The sequence below is a fragment of the Pseudoalteromonas haloplanktis ATCC 14393 genome (assembly GCF_000238355.1).
Lineage (GTDB): Bacteria > Pseudomonadota > Gammaproteobacteria > Enterobacterales > Alteromonadaceae > Pseudoalteromonas > Pseudoalteromonas haloplanktis.
On sequence record NZ_AHCA01000001.1, the window covers coordinates 546,824 to 565,341 of the forward strand.

Genomic DNA, 18,518 nt, shown 5'->3' on the forward strand with positions numbered 1-18,518 from the left:
ACTGGTCTGACAAGTTTTTATGTGTTATAAAAATATCAATTAATAATAAACACCTCTAAGGATCACCATGCACTTTGATCAATTGCTGCAACAAGCCGCGCTGATTGGCAAACAACCCGCTTCTGAACAAGCAAATGCTACCATGCAGTTTCCCGCTAACTGGTGCCAAGGTCGAACAGCTTTTGGCGGTTTATCTGCCGCACTACTTTATCAAGCAATGCGACAACAAATTGAACCAAGTCGTCGTTTACTTTCTATAAGCACTAACTTTGTTGGGCCTTTATTAGCTGACACTGATTTCTCACTCGTTATCGAAATCTTACGTGAAGGAAAAAGTAGTACCCAAGTATTGGCAAAAGCGGTGCAAAATGATCAAGTAAGTGTGGTTGTACAAGCTTGTTTTGCAAAGTCACGCGATTCTGCAATTAATGTACCGGTCACAAAGAAGATGGATCTCAAGCCTGTCGATGAGCGTTGCATTTTACCTTTTCAAGCGGGAGCGATGCCTGAGTTCTTTCAACATGTCGACTTATGCCCGCAACAAGGCAGCATGCCGTTTACAGCAGCTAAAACATCACATTTAGGCGGCTGGATGAAGTTAAAACAGCCTCCAGCACAATTTAGTGAAGCCCATATTATTGCGCTAACAGATGCATGGCCACCAACTTTGCTGCAAATGTTTAATCAACCCGCGCCTGCCAGTAGTATGTCGTGGTATTTAGAGTTTGTAACAACGCCTCAGTTAAGTGCAGACGAATGGCTTGGATTTGAAGCAATCACGCATCATTGTAAAGATGGTTATGGTTTAGAGGATGGCTGTATTTGGTCGCAATCTGGTGAGTTGCTCGCACTTACTCGTCAAACCGTTGCATTATTTGATTGAGTTTGGTGCAGTAACTTGCGCGTAGTCACTGCCATCAAACGCCATTATTTTACTGTATTCACCACTTTCAATGATATGGGTCAGCCCCATATCAAAAATCTCTTGCAGCACTTTACTGGAAAAATAAGCCGGGCGAGGTGCTGCAGGAAAAATAGGGTGAATTGTAATGGCTTGAATTGGGTGTGTTTTTTTATATTGCTGCAAATAATATAAAAACACCCGCTTTTCCAACACCACGACATCAACCCATTCTTTCATTAAGTGATCAACTTGTGCTGCTTGATAAACCACTTCTTCATAAGAGCGTAATTTAGTTGTTAACGATTTAAATGGCGCAGGAAGAAATTCGGTGGCATGTTGAAATGCAACCACGCTTTTGCCTGATAGGTCATACACGCTATTAATTTTAAAGTTATTTTTCTTTAAACTAACAGCGACATTTTGATAAGCCAATAAACTCTTACTTGAGTAAATTGTAGAGCCAGTTACCCCTGCATAGTTCATAGCTATATCGACATTCTTTTTCTCAAGCGACTGCCCTGCTCGCTTATTGGACATATAAACGATATCGAGATTGGTGATACCTTGATTTTTAAACGCTGATTTTAAAATTTGCAATTGTAAGCCACTGTCATCGTGACTGAAGACATAAGGTGGTACAGAGGGGCTTACAGCAACCGTGATCCTTTCGCTAGGCATAGGAGCAGTTAAGCTCAAAGCAAGTCCACTGTGTAAAATTAAATAAATCGCTATAAAGTATTTCATTTAACCTCTTTGAATATATGCTTTTATTAATAATAGAACAGCATAACGGCATTCTTAGTAACTTAAGCTCATGTTTATTAGACTAGCCTAATTGTTCCAATCTCGCATTTGTATTTAGCCCTGAATTAATGCAAACTTGGTTTAATTTATTTCTCCAATGGCGACTAATTTGCAAACTGCTTGCCCTAATTGTGACCTTATAATTGACATTCCACGGATAGTTGCAAAGCAAATGGCCGTCTGTCCACATTGCCATAGTAAACTCTGCGCAGCAAATATTAATTATGATAGTCGTATAGTCGCGCTCAGTATCAGTGCTTTACTTATGTTGTTAAGTAGCATGTTTTACCCATTTATTTCATTTAGTAGCAATGGTATAACCCAGACAATTACGCTACCCGATGCAGCAAGGATCCTATTTAACTACGACAGTGACTTATTAGGCCTATTTATTGATATCAGCATTATTGGTTTACCACTGCTGTTACTTCTTATTCTTATTCCTTTGCATTTAGGTGTTTTGAACGTATTGCCACACACAATTGCAAGACGCCTACTTAAGTTTACGTTAGCGCTGGAACCATGGATCATGTCTGAGATATTTTTAATTGGCGTCTTAGTCAGTATGGTAAAGATTATGTCACTTGCGGACATCAGTTTTGGGGTTAGCTTTTGGGCGTATGTCGCATTTGTGATCCTCTATATTGGCGCATTAGCACATTTAAATAGAGCACGGTTATGGGATCAAATTCAACCGCAAGCAAGAATTGCTACGGCCAAACTATCATATCGTGCAATAGATAACGATATTCGCGCTTGCCACGTGTGTCATCAACTTAGTGAAGGTGAATATTGTTCGCGCTGTAATAGCAAAACCCACGTCCGTAACCCTCACAGCGTGCAAAAAGCCGCAGCTTGGTTATTAACCTCTGTCGCCTGCTATATCCCTGCTAATCTATTTCCTATTATGTACACCACCAGCCTTGGGGATGAATCTCCCTCAACATTGATTGGTGGGGTAGTTGTGTTATGGCAAGCGGGTTCTTATCCCATCGCGGTGATTATTTTTCTAGCCAGTGTGGTTGTACCTTTAGCTAAAGCGCTGATTTTAAGTTTTTTATGCTTTTTGGTGAGTAAACCCGCCACCCCCCAAACTAAAGGCTATACAAAAGTTTATCAATTAACTGAATTTATTGGTAAATGGTCCATGATCGATGTATTTGTTGTAGCAATTCTAGTAGCCTTAGTACAATTAGGAAACTTAATGTCAGTGACTCCAGGTATAGGCACTGTATTTTTTACCATCATGGTGATTTGCCAAATGTTGGCAGCACACGCGTTTGATCCTCGGCTATTATGGGACTCTCCAAGCAATGATCACAAACCATAAATTTAGAGAAACAGCATGAGTGAAACCGCCAATATAAAAAAAGAACCAGTTATTTCAGCTATTTGGATAATCCCAGTTATAGCTTTACTGGTTGGCGCATGGATGCTTTACCAGTACCAAGCAAACAAAGGCGCGACTATTTATATTTCAATGCCTCATGCCGAAGGGATCATTGCTGGCAAAACAGAAATTAAAGTTCGCAGCGTAAAAATTGGCCAAGTGGATCACGTACGTCTGTCTGATACAAAAAATAGTGTAATTGCCCGTGCCCAAATAGATAAACATTATGACGGTTTACTCACCGAAGACGCTAATATTTGGGTTGTTAAACCACGTATTGATGAAACGGGGATCAGTGGCATGAGTACTTTACTTTCAGGGGTGTATTTAGAGTTTTCCCCGGGCGAGAGTACTAAAACAAAAGAGCACTTTGAACTCCAAGAAGAGCCTGCTTTAATAGGTAAAGACGTAAAAGGTGGGCGTTTTACTTTACTGAGTTACGATGCTGAAGTAATGGATGTCGGCACCGGCATCTTTTTTAAGAACTATAAAATTGGACAGGTCGAAACGGCAACATTTGATTGGCAAAATCAAGCCATGAAGTACGGTATTTTCGTCAACGAACCTTATCAAAACCTGATCACTTTAAATTCTATTTTTTGGGTTAATTCAGGTGTTGAGATTGATTTATCTGCCGATGGCATTAATGTCAAAACTGGCTCATTAAGCAAACTCTTAAAAGGGGGCATTTCTGTGGGCTTGCCTGATCAACAGTCGCCAGGAGAGTATGCCCAAGAAGGCCATAACTTCTCTCTAAGTAATAGCTACAAAGATGCCCTTGAAGAGCGCTTTTATGATTTTGATTATTACTTAATTGAGTTTGAACAGTCTATCCGGGGTTTACGTGCCGGTGCACCAGTAGAATACCGTGGCATGCGAGTAGGTACTGTGGTTGAAGCCCCTGCCAATGTGATTATAGATGGTAAACCAGCTCACTTTAGAACCGATAGTACCGCTGTGCCTGCACTGATCAAAATAGAGTATGGCCGTATGTATCACGACAGCGTATCCGCAAAACAGTTTTGGCAAAGTAGTGTCGATGGCTGGATACAAAATGGCTTACGTGCTTCTTTAAAACCAGGCAATTTACTCACCGGTGCGGTGTATGTTGATTTTGATATTTATCATGATGCACCGACAGCAAAACTAGAAGCGCTTTCGCAATATCAAGTATTCCCGAGTATTTCCAGCGGAATTACAGTACTTGCCGATCAAGTTTCAGATGTATTAAATAAAGTAAATAATTTAAAAATTGAAGACAGCTTAGCACAAATTGAATCCGCATTTGCTGATTATCAAGCTCTAGCCAATGAAATGCGTACGTTATTAAGCCAACAAGATACACAAAATTTACCCGGCGATATTAATCGTAATTTTGCTGAGATGACCAAAAGCATGCAGCAATTTGATGTCACCATGAAACAATTTGAAAAAACCATGGCCAGTTACCAGCAAGGATCTTCGTTTCATCATCAATTACAACAAACGTTGTCTGAATTTAAACGTTTAAGCGAAGAATTACAGCCTCTTACCCGTGGCTTGAATGAGCAACCGAATATGTTTATTTTTGATAAATCACTGCCTGCTGATCCTACCCCGAGGAAACAATAATGCACATGCTTTTACGACCTAAAATTTTTGCTGTTATCGGGATACTATTTTTATCTGGCTGTAGTCAGTCGCTTAATGCGCCAGTTGAATATTATCAATTTGAGCAAACCATACAACCAATGCAACGTAGCTCAATCGACACCGTCGCTCAATTGCGTGTCAGCACTGTCAGTTTGCGCGGTGCATTGAACAACCGTGGCATTGCTATGAAGCTAGACAATAACCAAATGAACGCTGCAAATTATCATCTCTGGAGTGAAGCTCCGGATCAAATGCTGACCGCCAGTGCTCATCAAACGCTTTTTACCGCTCTTGATAATTGGATGGTGGTAAAAGGGTTACCTGTTATCACCGATAAAGATCAGCAAAGTTATTATGAGCTAGAATATGAGCTTCATCATTTTAATGGCGATAAGCAAGGAAATGCCGATATTTCTGGGTTGTGGCGTTTATATTACACGTCGTTTGAAAAAGGCCGTTCATTGCAAGCAATCCATTACTTTAGTGAAGTTAGCCCATTAATTGATGATGACTATGAAGGTTTGGTCGCCAGTTTAGAATTAAACTGGCAAAAGGTTAATGAGCATGTCGCCACGACGCTGAGTTCACTTATTCACAAATAAACACCACCAAAGCAGTGCCATTATTATTCAGCACTGCTTTGCCTCATACTGAAAAGCTCAGTTTATTTAACAAACAATATAACGATGGTAGCAGAGTATACAAGGATCTAAACGTTGTGTTTGCATATCGCACTTTCCTGCTAATGATAGCCAACATCAGAGCAAATTAAAATGCGGCACTATCAACTGTGCCAGTATAGTTCAAACAAGCAGCCACTCTGTGTTGTTGCACTGGCGAAAGTTCTGTAAACGCGCAGTAACGGTACGCTAAGTGTTCATCGCTCAAGGTGATCAACGCATCTTTTAATAATTTAACTCGAAATATAAATGCGTGAGAATTAAAAGCGCTATGGTAATAAATACCTGTTAAATGCTCTATTACTATTTCACAACCGAGCTCTTCTTGGCACTCACGTATCAATGCCTGATGTACTGTTTCGCCCATATCTAAGGCACCACCAGGTAATCCCCATCCTTGCTCACCGTAGCTTGCCTTTAACAGTAAAATATCACCACTGTCGTTAGTGATCACCGCATGTGCGCTCAGGCGATAAAAATCAGTAAATGACATAATTTCCTCGGTTTCAACTAATAAAAAGCCCCGCAATTGCGAGGCTATATCAGCTATTACTCATGATTAATCTTTACTACTTGCTTACCAGTAAAGCCACCATCAATTTGCCTATTAAGCGCCTTTGAAATGCTCTTAGTGCTGAATTCAACATCACTGATCTGTGGAATTTTAATATTGCCGCTGGCTAAATTATCAAGCAATAAGTTACCCATAAAACTCATTCTTTGCTGGGCGCATAAACTATTGGCAAGCCAAGCACCGCCTAAAGAGACTATGCCTATGTTTGGTGCTCGTCGATACATTAGCTCTTGCTCAAATTTAGGTAACGGATTTAAACAGGCAATACGTCCACAAAAGCGCATTAATTCAACATTTCTAACGGTGGTTTCTCCGCCAATAGAATCAAGTACGGCGTCAAAACCTTGTGGCCCAAGTTCTTTACGAATTTTATCGCTAAGTTTCTTATCGGTGTAATCAAAGACAACATCCGCGCCAAGTTGCTTAACCAGTTTATGATTACGTTTACTCGCGGTTGTAAAAACCGTTGCACCGCGTTGCTTTGCAAATTGAATCGCAAATTGACCCACAGCGCCAGCCCCCGCTTCAATTAAGATAGAATCACCTTCTGTTAATTGCAGCTTATCTAAAGCAACTAATGCCGACATACCTGCACATGGTAACGTTGCGGCATCCTTTAAATTCACTTCGTCAGGCACTTGAGATACAGCAAAATTAGGGACTTTTGCGTATTGAGATAACACCCCTTGCTCACCAATATTACCATGCCACATGACCCGTGCACCAACGCTTGGAAAAACGCCTTTGCTTGCTTTTACTACCACGCCAACTGCATCAAGGCCCAGAATATGTGGATACTCCCATTTACAAAACCCCTGTTTTGCAAAGCAAGCATCGACTGGGTTTAGCGCCACATATTCAACTTTTATCAGTAGCTCGTTATCGACAACGTCAGGCACAGGTAATTCAAGCTCAGATAACTCTATCTGTTCATTAGGTTCAAGTAACGCAATCGCACGCATTGTGGCGGGGATTGTTGATAAAAGATCAGTATGTGGCATTAAAAACTCAATTTAGCTTAATTAACTAACGCATAACTCCAACGTCCATTAAATACTTGGTAAGTATCGACTTTAGCAAGTAATGATGAAATCGTTGAGTCAATTGCATTTTCCTGCGCTATTAAAACATCCTGTCGCGCATCTAACAACTCTAAGTAAGGGATTTGTCCTTCTTGATACATGGCTTGCGCTTGTAAAAAGGCATTATTAGCAAACTCATAACGTGCTTTGGCATAGCCTTGTTGTTGAGTTTGTTTGACTAATAGCTGCAATGAAAGTTCACTTTGCGTCAGGGCATTTAACACCACTTGTTGGTATTGGCTATAAGCGGCTTCACTTAAGTATTGTTGAGCATCACGTTGTGCAAGTAACGCAGGGTAACTTAGCAAGGACCACTCGATCTGAGGCGACACTTGCCATTGTTGTACGGTATTAGAGAGTTGATTGTTGCCTATACTCACTACGCCTGCAAATGCCGTTAAACTAATATCAGGCAGCAAGGCTTTACTCGCAGCCACACTTAATGAATTAGCTTGGCTAAACTCAAATAACGCTTGGCTAATATCAGGTCGCAAAGCAATCGCATCACTGGGCGTTGCCAAACTCACAGTAAACGCATGTTCGAATAGACTTAGCTCATCAACTAAACTTAAATCGCCTGGTAGTTGCCCTGTTAATGTTGCCAGCGTCGCTAAATCACGAAATTGCGCATATTCAATTTCTGGCAACAGTGCCTGCTGTTGCTTTAATTGTGCCAAGGTTCGATTTAAATCCAGCTCATTTGCCACACCTTCTTCAACCCGTGCTCTAAGCACAGCAATACTTTGCTGTAATGCTTCAATTTGTAACTCAATGATCTGCTGTTTTTGTTTATTACCTTGCAAACTCACAAACCCTTTAACCACAGAGGCAACCACTTCAATATGCAACGCTCGTAACTGCTCGGCTTGGCTCATCGCCCCTGCGTTAGCAGCATCAACAAGCGCGGTGATCTTACCAAATAAATCTAGCTGCCAATCAAGGTTTATATTAGCGGCTGATTCTCGGCTGTACAGATCACCAATACGTGTGCGCGTAGCGTCAACAGCCACTCCTCCTTGCGGTAAGTACTGAGCTTTTTGCCCACCTAAACGAGCAAGTGCACTTTTTAGCTGTAATTGGCTGGTGCGTAAATCATGGTTATTAGTGCGCGCACTAATAACCAAGTTATTTAACTGACTCGAGTTTAATTGTTGCCACCAGTTAAGCTCATCTTGACCTTGTAACTGCTCAGCTATTTGCGTTTGTGCGATAAATTCTTGCAGTTGCGTTTGATACTGCTGCTCATCAATTTTGCTCGCGCAACCAGTTAATAGACCCGCAACAACAAGAGCGGTTAATTTATACTTCCTCATTACTTTGCTCCTGTGTAATTACTTTACGCGTTTTGGTGACTAAGATATAAAAAACCGGTGTAAATAATAAGCCAAACACGGTTACTCCAATCATCCCAGAGAACACGGCATTTCCCATTGCATGGCGCATTTCAGCACCGGCTCCCGTTGCTAATACTAAAGGGATAACACCCGCAGTAAACGCAATTGACGTCATTAAAATAGGGCGTAAACGCATCCGACACGCCTCTAAAATGGCATCAAAATGACTCAACCCATGATTATTTTTATCCCGCGCAAATTCCACCATCAATATGGCATTTTTAGAGGCCAACGCCACCAACACAATTAAGGCTATTTGAGTGAAAATGTTATTGTCTGAACCCACTAACCACACGCCCATTAAGGCTGAAAATATAGTCATTGGGACGATTAAAATAATCGCCAGTGGCAAACGTAAGCTTTCATATTGTGCTGCCAGTACCATAAACACGAGTAACACTACTAATGGGAAAACATACACCATAGTATTACCGGCAAGGATTTGCTGAAAGGTTACTTCAGTCCATTCATACTCAATACCGCTTGGTAAATTATCAGCCAAAATACGTTCAATCGCTTGTTGTGCTTGATCTGAGCTGTAACCTGGCGCTGGACTGCCATTGAGTTCTGCACTTGGGTAACCATTGTAGTGCATCACTCTATCGGGACCGGTGCTTGGTGTAGCTGTTAACACCGAACCTAACGGCACCATATTGCCTTGGTTATTACGTACTTTTAGATTCAAAATTTGCTCTGGATCAAGACGATAATCCGCATCTGCTTGCGCATTTACTTGGTAAGTACGGCCGAATAAATTGAAATCATTCACGTACATTGAACCTAAATACACTTGCAGCGCATTAAATACTTCATCCAACGGAATACCTTGGATCAACGCTTGTTCACGGTCGATATCAATATCCATTTGCGGCACTTGTATTCTAAAGCTTGAATAAAGCCCCATTAACGCGGGATCTTGCTGCGCTTTGCCAATCACTGTTTGTAAGCTGTTAAATAGTGTTTCAAAGCCCTTATTTCCGCGGTCTTCTAGTTGCAGTTTAAAACCACCCGTAGTGCCTAAGCCTTGAATTGGTGGCGGCGGGAATACCGCAACAAATGCTTCATCGATTGCACTAAAACGTTGATTCAATTGTGCCGCAATCGCCATTGCTGACATACTTGGATCACTGCGTTCACTAAATGCTTCCAGTGGTGTAAACACAATGCCGCTATTAGGGCTATTGGTAAAACCATTGACGGATAAACCAGGAAAAGCAACAGTATTAGCAACACCCGGTACTTGCAGTGCAATCTCTTGCATTTGTTTAACCACATCTTGGGTACGCTCTAAACTGGCCGCATCAGGTAACTGGGCAATAGCGACGAGGTATTGTTTATCTTGCGCCGGAATAAAGCCACCAGGCACCGCATCAAACAATTTAATTGTGCCGCCAAGTAATACCACATAAGCCACCATCACAATGGCGGTCATGCGCATTAATTTTTGCACCAACTTTTGGTATCCCTTTGCACCACGGTCAAATACACGGTTAAAAGGCGCAAATAGCCAACGGCCAAATAAACGATTCAATAAGCGTGTTAGTGCATCCGGTTTAGCATCATGACTTTTTAATAACAGTGCCGATAATGCCGGTGATAAAGTCAATGAATTGAAGGCTGAAATAACCGTTGAAATAGTAATCGTTAAAGCAAACTGCTTATAAAACTGCCCCGAAAGACCGGTAATAAATGCGGTAGGAATGAACACTGCGCAAAGCACTAAAGCAATCGCAATAATGGGCCCTGTCACTTCTGTCATCGCTACACGGGTGGCTTCCAACGGTGATAACCCTTGTTCAATATTTCGTTCTACGTTTTCGACCACCACGATGGCATCATCAACCACAATACCAATGGCCAATACTAAACCAAATAACGACAGTGTATTAATCGATACACCTAACCATTGCATCACCGCAAAAGTACCAATCAGTGACACTGGCACCGCTATCAAAGGAATAATCGACGCACGCCACGTTTGTAGAAATAGCACGACCACGATAACGACCAACACAATTGCTTCGAGCAACGTAGTGATGACGGCATCAATTGAACCTCGCACAAATACAGTCGGATCATAAACAATGTCGTACTCAACCCCGCTTGGGAAATCTTTTGATAAACGCGCCATGGTTTCACGTACTTGATCAGAAAGCTCAATTGCATTAGAACCGGGACGTTGAAATATCGGCATTGCCAAGGCTGGTTGATTATCCAGCTCAGCTCTGAGTGAATAGGTATTTTGGCCAAGATCAACACGTGCAACATCGCTTAAACGCGTTAATTGGCCTTGCTCACCCACTTTAATGATCACCTGCTGAAACTCTTCAACGCTATTTAAGCGCCCTTTTACATTTAACAGTATTTGAAATTGACTATCCGTTGCCGCAGGTTGCGCGCCTAAACTGCCCGCTGCTACTTGCTGGTTTTGCGCGCGAAGAGCCGTGACCACATCCATTGCCGTTAACTCTCGTGCCGCTAAGGCATCTGGGTTTAACCACACACGCATGGAATATTGGCCGCCGCCAAATAACTGCACATCACCCACACCACTTAAGCGCGCAATTTGGTCTTTAATATACAGATCAGCATAGTTTGATAAGTACGCGGTATCGTGCGTTTTTTCAGGTGAATATAAATGCACTACCATGGTTAAATCTGGTGATGACTTTTCTGCCACTACACCTAAGCGCTGTACTTCTTGCGGTAAACGCGGCAAAGCACTATTTACACGGTTTTGTACTTGTACTTGAGCACGATCGAGATCTGTACCAAGTGCAAATGTCACTGTCAGCGTCATACGGCCGTCACTGGTCGCTTGTGAAAACATATACAACATGTTTTCAGCGCCATTGATCTCTTGCTCTAATGGTGTTGCAACGGTTTGCGCAATCACGGTCGGGTTTGCACCAGGGTAATTAGCGGTAACCACTACTGTAGGTGGTACAACTTCTGGGTACTCACTGACAGGCAACTGAAATAACGATATCGCACCGGCAATTAAAATCACCAATGACAGCATGGCTGCAAATATCGGTCGTTGAATAAAAAAGTGTGAAAATTTCATTATTCGTCCTACTTCTTAGCCATCAGGGTGTGCTGCGCGGTTGGCGATAATGTAAAAGCCACACCTTCGGTGTCTAAAGTCACCGTATTTGGTGCGATAGGCATGCCAGGACCCACGCGTGCAGGCCCATTAACAGCAATGACATCGCCAGCTTTTAAGCCAGCGGTCACAGCACGAAAACTGCCATATCTCTCGCCAGTTGTAACAAGCTTATATTCAAGGATATTGCCTTCACCGACAGTCAGTACAAAGCGGTTTTTTAGATCAGTCCCAATGGCTTTATCAGGCACGATCACTTGTTCGGTAATATCATTTGCTGCTAATTTGATCCGCGCAAATGACCCTGCTCGTAATCCTGTATTTTCATCAAATCGAGCTCGGACACGAAGCGTGCCTGTTGCTGCATTAATTTGGTTATCAATGAAATCGATATAACCGGTGTGCGCAAATGTACTTTGCCCCACTTTCTGCATCACCACTTGTTGATGATCTGCTGCAGCTACCTGTGAAAATGAGTGATTCCAAGTACGCTCATCAACATCAAAGTAAGCGTACATAGTCTGGTTTGAGACAATTGAAGTCAGCACACTTTGTCCCGCCAACACGTTATTACCTTTGGTAATGTTAGCGCGAGAGATCACACCATCAATTGGTGAACGGATATCTGTAAACTCTAAATCTAAATTAGCCGCAATAAGCTGTGCTTTTAAGGCCGCAAGCTGTGCTTCTCGTTGCTGTAACATTGAAGTACGTGATTCAGCTTGCTCTGTCGAAATCGCTTTACGCTCGGTTAATCGTACAGCTCTTTTAGCTTCACTTTGCGCTTGTGATAATGCGGCCTCTGCACTGGCTACTTGCGCTTCTAAACTTGCCACTACTGCCGCATAAGGACGAGCATCCAGTTTAAACAATAAATCACCTTGCTTTACAGTATCACCTTCATTAAACGCAATTTGCTCAATAACACCTGCCACACGTGGCATAAGAGACACTTCTTCGGGCGCTTCTAAACGCGTGGTATAGGTATGCCAGTTTTGCACTGGCTTCACTAAAACTTCAGCAACATCAATTGGCTGAAGATGTTGTTGGTTACTTTGCTGGGCTGGTTCTTCAGCACAGCCACTAAGAGCAAGTGATGCCCCTAAAACGGCTATGGCTATTAAGTGTTTGTTCATGACGACGCTCCTTTTTATATGTTTTTTCATATTACGGAACAAACCTGTGGACAAAAACCGTAGATTTTTAAATTCATTAATGCCAATATGGCATCAATTAAATTTTAGTGAGTAGCCAATGGACACCACGAGTCGTTTATTAATGTTGTTAGAAGTGGTTGAGCGCGGCTCATTTGCCAAAGCAGCAGAAACCCGCAATATTGATCGCTCCGTGATCTCAAAACAAATAAGCCGCCTTGAAGATGATCTCGGCGTACGCTTACTTAATCGCACCACCCGCTCTTTTTCATTGACCGCCGCAGGCGCTGAAATGGTGAAAAAAGCCGCTGAACTGCGGCAATTACTTGGCGAAACCGTTCGTTTAGCAGAGAATTATCACCAAGAGCCACGAGGCGTATTAAAAATAACCTCTTCAACAATCATTGGCAGACGCTACCTGCAGCCCGTTATTAATGATTTTCAAAAACGTTTTCCGCAAGTGGAAGTCGAGTTACGGCTTGATGATAAGTTAGTTGATTTGGTGTCTGAAGGGTTTGATTTAGCGTTTCGGGTCGGTGAACCAAAAGACTCATCACTGATCGCACGTAAAATTGCCCGCAATAGGTTGCTGTTATTAGCTGCTCCGGAGTTTATTAACACGTATGGGCTACCATCTAAAATAACAGATTTAGCTGATTTACCCGCGGCAAGTTATTCAAGCACCGCGTTACGCGTTGAAGGAATTCGTTATGTGGATCAATATGGGCTGCCGCAAGAGCAAAAAATTAAAAGTGTATTTAGAGCCAATGATGCAGAAGTACTGCTCGACAAAACCCTTTCCGGCACGACCTACGTGCTGGCACCGGCATTTATTATTGGTGATGAAATAAAACAGGGGCGTTTAGTGCCATTGTTAACCGACATCAAACTACAAGAGTACAGTGCTATGTATGCGGTTTACCCTCACCGTGATTTACCAGTAAGAACACGGTTATTCTTTGATGCTATCCGAGAGCACTTGGGTAAAGACACTCCACTGTGGGAAAATAATATTCCAGAATTTGCACAGATGTATCAAGGTAATTAAGAAACTTGCTCTAAATTTGTTGAATAGTGTATTTGCTCAGCAGATACGTTATTTCTGCCACCTTTTTTAGCTTGGTAAAGTTGCTTGTCTGTTGCTTTGAGCTGCTGTTTTAACGTATCGTTATTGCGATACGCCGCTAAGCCAATACTAGCGGTTAAACGGATCTCTCGGTCACCAACATTAATCACGCAGTCTTGTAAGGTCACTCTTATCTTTTCAGCAAGTTGATAACTTTCTTGTTGACTAGAATTGGGAATAAACAGCGCAAACTCCTCTCCCCCAACTCTGAAAACTCGTCCTTTATTGACTACCTCCTTGAGAATACTCGCCACCTTAACTAACACTTGGTCACCTACATCATGACCAAACTGATCATTCACTTTTTTAAAGTAGTCAAGATCAAGCAGCATAGTAAACAAGTTGGTTTTATTTTCTAGCTCCACTTCAAAGTAGTGATTCATTGCTAAGCGATTACCGGTTTTTGTCAACGGGTCATACAAAGCAAGGTTTTCTAAGCGTTGTGCAAATTGCGCGCGACTGGCTTCAAAAATGTGTGCAATAACCCAGATCCCAACATAGCTAAAACTCATATTTAAACTTAAGTTAAGATCTGAAAATGGCGCGAGGGAGGGTTTACTTATAAATACGCTAGTTTGCACACATGCTAATAAAAGCGATAAATAAAAACCATGCTTGCAGCCTAATAATAAGTAGTAAAGAACTGGTAACGTAAAGGACCAAACGAATAAACCATTCTTCATCGCGGCTAAATAGGTGCCCAATGTGACTAACAGCGTAATGCATAAACATAACACTAACGGTTGCCATGTATGAATTTTGCGTGTACGAGCATAATGAAAAGTGTAAAAACAATAAACAGCAAAAATTCCTTCTAAAACTCCTAATGGATAGAAGTCATTCACAAAAAGGTTAAAATAGGTAAAAATACTCGCTAAAATTCCAAAACAAAAGCATACCCACTTTAGTAGGTTTTCACGTAGTACTTTAACGCTATCAATCGCTGCGATATCCATTCGAAAAACTTAAATTTAATAGGTAACAAAAAAGTTAGTCTAACGGTTAATTTACAGAGTACAAGCACTATTTATGTTTAATAAAGCAGGCGCTAATCATCGGCAATTAATTGATCAATATCTTTTAGCATATCGGCAAATTCATCGTTAGCATGCTTAAGCTGTTGCGCTGTCATCGTCGCTCTTAAATTAATTAAAAGTTGCACATAGCGCTTTGAGTTGTTGGTGTCTAATTGTATCAGCTCGTCGCTCATATACGCTTCACGCTCAGTGATCACTTCAGCTAATTGGCTAATAAACTGCTCACGGCTCAGTTGCGGATCAAAAAATACCTGCTTAAGCTTATCCAATCGGGTTTGCTTATAACTATGCCATAACAAAAATGTACTCTGGAATTCACTGTTTGCTTTGCTGATCAAAGCCTCTTGCTGATCATCAATAGAGCCTAGCCAATCTTTGTAGGTATCTAACTGACGTTCAAGGCGATCTTGGGCACGTTCTGAGGCTGTTTGTTCATTGAACTCTGCAATATCATCTGCCATATCTTGTGCTATAGCATCAACAAATTCCTGTCGCTGTTGCAGTGATAAAGTGAGGGCAAGCTCGATCAAATCATCTTTAACATACAAGACCAATGTTTGCCAATGCTGCTTAGCGCCTTGAAAATGGGATAGCAATGCCTGCTCTGATGGGGTATCGGTTAGTAATTTTTGTAATGACATTAAATCCTGACGATAAAGTGGCAGTTGAGTTTTACGATGCCAATCTCGGCTTTGTTTAATTATTGCTTTAGCCTGTTTACTTTGCTGTTTTGATAAATCGACATAATCATCAATCCAAAACGCCGAGAGCCAACCTATATTATTGTAGGTAAAGGTTGCAGAGCAACCTGATAAGATTATTAACAGCGCGCCAACTACTGCTACTCTGCATTTTAAAATAATAGTTGCTCTAGACATTTTTTATTTTCTTATACAATTAATAGCCCTACGTTAATCAACTTATTCGTCGCTGTAAATAAATGACTAGAAATAAAACTAAACAAATAGAAATAATTATCATTTAGTTGTTGACACCCAGTTAAATCAAAGTAATAATCGTTCGCATCAACACAGAATAACCCAACTCTTTAAGCCTTCGCTTATTGTAAGGCATGGGAACGTACCGACCTCAGTGCCCTAGGGAAGATCACCAGCAAGGATGCTGGCCCCTTATACCCAAGATGCAGAATTCATATCTTGGCTTGGGTGTATTAACGTTGTTGATGAAGCCTGTGCTGCTTCAATGAAACACTTTACTCGACCCAAAGTGCTTTATAACAAACACACTTACTTGCTACATTGCTCATATCGGTGACGGTTGATATGAACCCAAAAAGCCCCGCTGGGGCTTTTTTTATTCCTTTAAATTTTCTATAAAATCTGTATCTTATGTGCATTCTTTATCATTTATAGTGCGAAGCTGGGCAATTGTGGTTGTAAGAACTAAAATTAAACAGTAACAAACTGATTGGAGGTATTGTCATGTGGCAGCCTAAGTTAAATATATTGTTGATGGTCGGTGCACTTAGCATCAGTGGTATTGCTCATGCAGGGCTTGAAGAAGGGATCCTCGCCGCCAATGAAGGGCAATTTGAAGAGGCTCTAAAGGAGTTTCGTTATCTGGCAGATAAAGGCTATGCACCGGGTATATATGAACTTGGCCAACTCTATGAAGGTGGTTTTGGGGTAACCCGTGACTATCATAAGGCCGCTGAGCTTTACCAACAAGGCGTTAAAAAACAGCATGTTGATTCTATGTTTGCATTGGCAGTACTGTATCAAGAAGGTAAAGGCGTAAAACTTGATAAACAAATGTCAGTTAAGCTCTTTAAACAAGCCGCTGAAAAAAATATGCCTGCGGCACAGTTTAATTTAGGTGTTATGTATGCCAATGGTGATGGCGTTGCCCAGGATTATAAAGAAGCTATGCGCTGGTATGAAAAAGCCGCTGGTAATAATTATACTCTGGCACAATTTAATATGGCGCTAATGTATTTTGAAGGTCATGGGGTCGAAAAAATATAGAAAAGTCATATATATGGAATACGGTTGCTGAATACAACGGTAATTTAGATGCAAGCCATAGTCGCAAGTTAGATGAACGTAAACTGATGCCAGCGCAAATCACTGCGGCCAAAGAAAAAGCCGATGTCTTGTATGAAAAAATTCTTGCTGGCCTCTATGCTGGCGAAGGAAGGATGTTTTAACAACAGATAATGAAGCTTCCAAGCTGTACTTAGCCCTTCACGGGCGTAAGTACAGCCATTTTAAAGCTTTCATCAACAGTTTATTCTGCGACAACAGTAAATTTAATTTAGGGTTAAATCCACCCGTTTTTAAAGTATTACGGGCATGACTAAAAGTTAAAAAGCCTTCTCTACCATGATAGTTCCCCATCCCTGATGGACCCAAACCACCAAATGGCGCATCGTCAGCGGTCACTTGCATTAATGTATCATTAATTGCGAATGTACCACTTTGAGTGTGTTGCTGAATATGTGCATTGATTTGCCTATTTTGCCCCATTATATATAAAGCAAGTGGTTGAGGGCGTTGATTTATATAATCAATTGCGTGGCTTAATTGCAGGTAAGTAACAATCGCAAGAATGGGCCCGAACAACTCCTCCTGCATTAACTTCATCTGGTCGTTAACGTCCGTAACAATGTGTAGGCCTAACCTATGTTTGTGCGCATCGCTTTGATTTTCTTCCAATGGTTTGATTATTTGTGCGCCGTGCTGCTGCGCATCCGCTAATAAATCTGTTAAACGTGCGAAATGATGGTCATTAATAACTGACGTTAAGTTTTTACCTTCCACGCCTAATTTATAATGCTTTTTATATAAACCACACAGGCTTTTCACTAATTGATGCTGTAACTTCTCAGGCACTAAAACATAATCTGGTGCAACACAAATTTGCCCTGCATTGGTCATTTTACCAAAGAGAATTGCTTTAGCCGCTTTATCTATATCGACTTGTTCAGTAATAACAACTGGGGATTTTCCGCCTAATTCAAGCGTTACAGGTGTAAGATTGTTACTTGCAGCTGCCATAATGTGTCGACCGACAGCTGTTGAACCAGTAAAAAATAGGTGCGCAAAAGGTAAATGGCTAAACTGCTGGCTTAATTGTGCTTCCCCTTCGATTACAGCACAGTAGTCACTGAGTTCACCACTAAATAACTTTTTAAGCACTTGATTAGTATGCGGTGTAAATTCACTGACTTTTAACAATACCCGATTGCCTGCAGCAATCGCGGTGCTCACTGGTACAACCGCTAGTTGAATAGGATAATTCCATGGCGAAATAATTCCAACCACACCTTTAGGTTGGTAGCTAACTGCAACTTTTGAAGGGGCTAAACTCAGTCCGGCTTTACGAGGCGACTCTTTCGCCCATTTAGGCAAGTGTGTAATTGTATGGCTGATTGTTTTGGTAGTGGGTAAAATGTCGCCCAACACAGTATCAAAAGCAGTACGATAGCCAAAGTCTTTTGAGCTTGCAGCAACAAATTCGGCTTCTAGTGTCAATAACGCCCGTTTTAGGGATTTTAATAACTGGATACGCTTTGCGATTGTTAAATAAGGCTGCTCATCAAAATGCCGCTGCATTTCATCAAACTGCGTTTTTAACTCGCTCGTGGAGGCTGTAACAGTGTCAGACAAACGCAT

Annotated in this window: 14 protein-coding genes and 1 pseudogene; 6 read left to right on the forward strand and 9 right to left on the reverse strand. The window is 41.5% G+C overall.

Translation table 11 applies throughout. The features are described from left to right. The first annotated feature begins 67 nt into the window (after positions 1-67). Positions 68-883, forward strand: coding sequence for an acyl-CoA thioesterase (locus tag PHAL_RS0102245; protein ID WP_016706782.1), 816 nt, complete (start codon positions 68-70; stop codon positions 881-883). Here the strand turns inward: PHAL_RS0102245 and PHAL_RS22705 are convergent. Continuing rightward, positions 872-1,648 (reverse strand): substrate-binding periplasmic protein, encoded by a 777-nt coding sequence (locus PHAL_RS22705; protein ID WP_016706783.1) that lies wholly within the window; start codon positions 1,646-1,648, stop codon positions 872-874. The two genes, PHAL_RS0102245 and PHAL_RS22705, sit on opposite strands and share 12 nt — an antisense overlap. A 169-nt stretch (positions 1,649-1,817) precedes the next feature. Between PHAL_RS22705 and PHAL_RS0102255 the strand changes: the two genes are divergently transcribed. Genes PHAL_RS0102255 through PHAL_RS0102265 form a run of 3 tightly spaced genes read left to right on the forward strand, consistent with a single transcriptional unit; the run spans position 1,818 to position 5,332 of the window. Further along, entirely contained in the window at positions 1,818-3,038 is a 1,221-nt protein-coding gene (locus PHAL_RS0102255) for a paraquat-inducible protein A (protein ID WP_036980365.1), read from the forward strand. Between the two features lie 15 nt (positions 3,039-3,053). Beyond that, positions 3,054-4,709, forward strand: coding sequence for an intermembrane transport protein PqiB (gene pqiB, locus PHAL_RS0102260; RefSeq protein ID WP_016706785.1), 1,656 nt, complete (start codon positions 3,054-3,056; stop codon positions 4,707-4,709). Further along, a complete protein-coding gene (locus PHAL_RS0102265; protein WP_016706786.1) occupies positions 4,709-5,332 on the forward strand; it encodes a PqiC family protein in 624 nt (207 codons plus the stop codon). Before pqiB ends, PHAL_RS0102265 begins: the two co-directional genes overlap by 1 nt. A 166-nt stretch (positions 5,333-5,498) precedes the next feature. On the opposite strand, the gene PHAL_RS0102270 is transcribed toward PHAL_RS0102265, so the two are convergent. From PHAL_RS0102270 to PHAL_RS0102290, 5 genes are read right to left on the reverse strand one after another with little or no spacing between them, the layout of a single operon-like run. Then, positions 5,499-5,903, reverse strand: a complete 405-nt coding sequence (locus PHAL_RS0102270) for an NUDIX hydrolase (protein WP_016706787.1) — start codon at positions 5,901-5,903, stop codon at positions 5,499-5,501. A gap of 56 nt (positions 5,904-5,959) precedes the next feature. Further along, positions 5,960-6,985 (reverse strand): zinc-binding dehydrogenase, encoded by a 1,026-nt coding sequence (locus PHAL_RS0102275; protein WP_016706788.1) that lies wholly within the window; start codon positions 6,983-6,985, stop codon positions 5,960-5,962. A gap of 17 nt (positions 6,986-7,002) precedes the next feature. Then, the gene (locus tag PHAL_RS0102280; protein WP_016706789.1) at positions 7,003-8,379 is read right to left on the reverse strand and encodes a TolC family protein; all 1,377 of its coding nucleotides are present in this window, start codon (positions 8,377-8,379) and stop codon (positions 7,003-7,005) included. Beyond that, positions 8,366-11,527: an efflux RND transporter permease subunit gene (locus tag PHAL_RS0102285; protein ID WP_016706790.1), complete on the reverse strand. Its 3,162-nt coding sequence runs from the start codon at positions 11,525-11,527 to the stop codon at positions 8,366-8,368. Before PHAL_RS0102285 ends, PHAL_RS0102280 begins: the two co-directional genes overlap by 14 nt. 8 nt (positions 11,528-11,535) lie before the next feature. Beyond that, positions 11,536-12,702 carry an efflux RND transporter periplasmic adaptor subunit gene (locus PHAL_RS0102290; RefSeq protein WP_016706791.1) on the reverse strand — a complete coding sequence of 389 codons (1,167 nt, stop codon included), beginning with the start codon at positions 12,700-12,702 and terminating at the stop codon, positions 11,536-11,538. A gap of 118 nt (positions 12,703-12,820) precedes the next feature. On the opposite strand from PHAL_RS0102290, the gene PHAL_RS0102295 reads away from it, so the two are divergent. Further along, positions 12,821-13,768, forward strand: a complete 948-nt coding sequence (locus tag PHAL_RS0102295) for a LysR family transcriptional regulator (RefSeq protein WP_016706792.1) — start codon at positions 12,821-12,823, stop codon at positions 13,766-13,768. Here PHAL_RS0102295 and PHAL_RS0102300 read toward each other — a convergent pair. Both PHAL_RS0102300 and PHAL_RS0102305 read right to left on the reverse strand, forming a co-directional pair. Further along, on the reverse strand, positions 13,765-14,802 hold the full coding sequence (locus PHAL_RS0102300; protein ID WP_016706793.1) for a GGDEF domain-containing protein: 1,038 nt from the start codon (positions 14,800-14,802) through the stop codon (positions 13,765-13,767). The genes PHAL_RS0102295 and PHAL_RS0102300 overlap by 4 nt on opposite strands. Positions 14,803-14,894: 92 nt before the next feature. Next, positions 14,895-15,761: a DUF6279 family lipoprotein gene (locus PHAL_RS0102305; RefSeq protein ID WP_016706794.1), complete on the reverse strand. Its 867-nt coding sequence runs from the start codon at positions 15,759-15,761 to the stop codon at positions 14,895-14,897. 564 nt (positions 15,762-16,325) lie between these two features. Here PHAL_RS0102305 and PHAL_RS22710 point away from each other — a divergent pair. Then, a pseudogene (locus PHAL_RS22710) lies at positions 16,326-17,050 on the forward strand (tetratricopeptide repeat protein). 37 nt (positions 17,051-17,087) lie between these two features. Here the strand turns inward: PHAL_RS22710 and PHAL_RS0102315 are convergent. Next, a complete protein-coding gene (locus PHAL_RS0102315; protein ID WP_138973922.1) occupies positions 17,088-18,518 on the reverse strand; it encodes a coniferyl aldehyde dehydrogenase in 1,431 nt (476 codons plus the stop codon).

Coding starts and splice junctions, on each gene's coding strand:
- PHAL_RS0102245 (WP_016706782.1), top strand. CDS start 68: ATGCACTTTGATCAATTGCTGCAACAAGCCGCGCTGATTGGCAAACAA.
- PHAL_RS22705 (WP_016706783.1), bottom strand. CDS start 1,648: ATGAAATACTTTATAGCGATTTATTTAATTTTACACAGTGGACTTGCT.
- pqiB (WP_016706785.1), top strand. CDS start 3,054: ATGAGTGAAACCGCCAATATAAAAAAAGAACCAGTTATTTCAGCTATT.
- PHAL_RS0102265 (WP_016706786.1), top strand. CDS start 4,709: ATGCACATGCTTTTACGACCTAAAATTTTTGCTGTTATCGGGATACTA.
- PHAL_RS0102270 (WP_016706787.1), bottom strand. CDS start 5,903: ATGTCATTTACTGATTTTTATCGCCTGAGCGCACATGCGGTGATCACT.
- PHAL_RS0102275 (WP_016706788.1), bottom strand. CDS start 6,985: ATGCCACATACTGATCTTTTATCAACAATCCCCGCCACAATGCGTGCG.
- PHAL_RS0102280 (WP_016706789.1), bottom strand. CDS start 8,379: ATGAGGAAGTATAAATTAACCGCTCTTGTTGTTGCGGGTCTATTAACT.
- PHAL_RS0102285 (WP_016706790.1), bottom strand. CDS start 11,527: ATGAAATTTTCACACTTTTTTATTCAACGACCGATATTTGCAGCCATG.
- PHAL_RS0102290 (WP_016706791.1), bottom strand. CDS start 12,702: ATGAACAAACACTTAATAGCCATAGCCGTTTTAGGGGCATCACTTGCT.
- PHAL_RS0102295 (WP_016706792.1), top strand. CDS start 12,821: ATGGACACCACGAGTCGTTTATTAATGTTGTTAGAAGTGGTTGAGCGC.
- PHAL_RS0102300 (WP_016706793.1), bottom strand. CDS start 14,802: ATGGATATCGCAGCGATTGATAGCGTTAAAGTACTACGTGAAAACCTA.
- PHAL_RS0102305 (WP_016706794.1), bottom strand. CDS start 15,761: ATGTCTAGAGCAACTATTATTTTAAAATGCAGAGTAGCAGTAGTTGGC.
- PHAL_RS0102315 (WP_138973922.1), bottom strand. CDS start 18,518: ATGCGTTTGTCTGACACTGTTACAGCCTCCACGAGCGAGTTAAAAACG.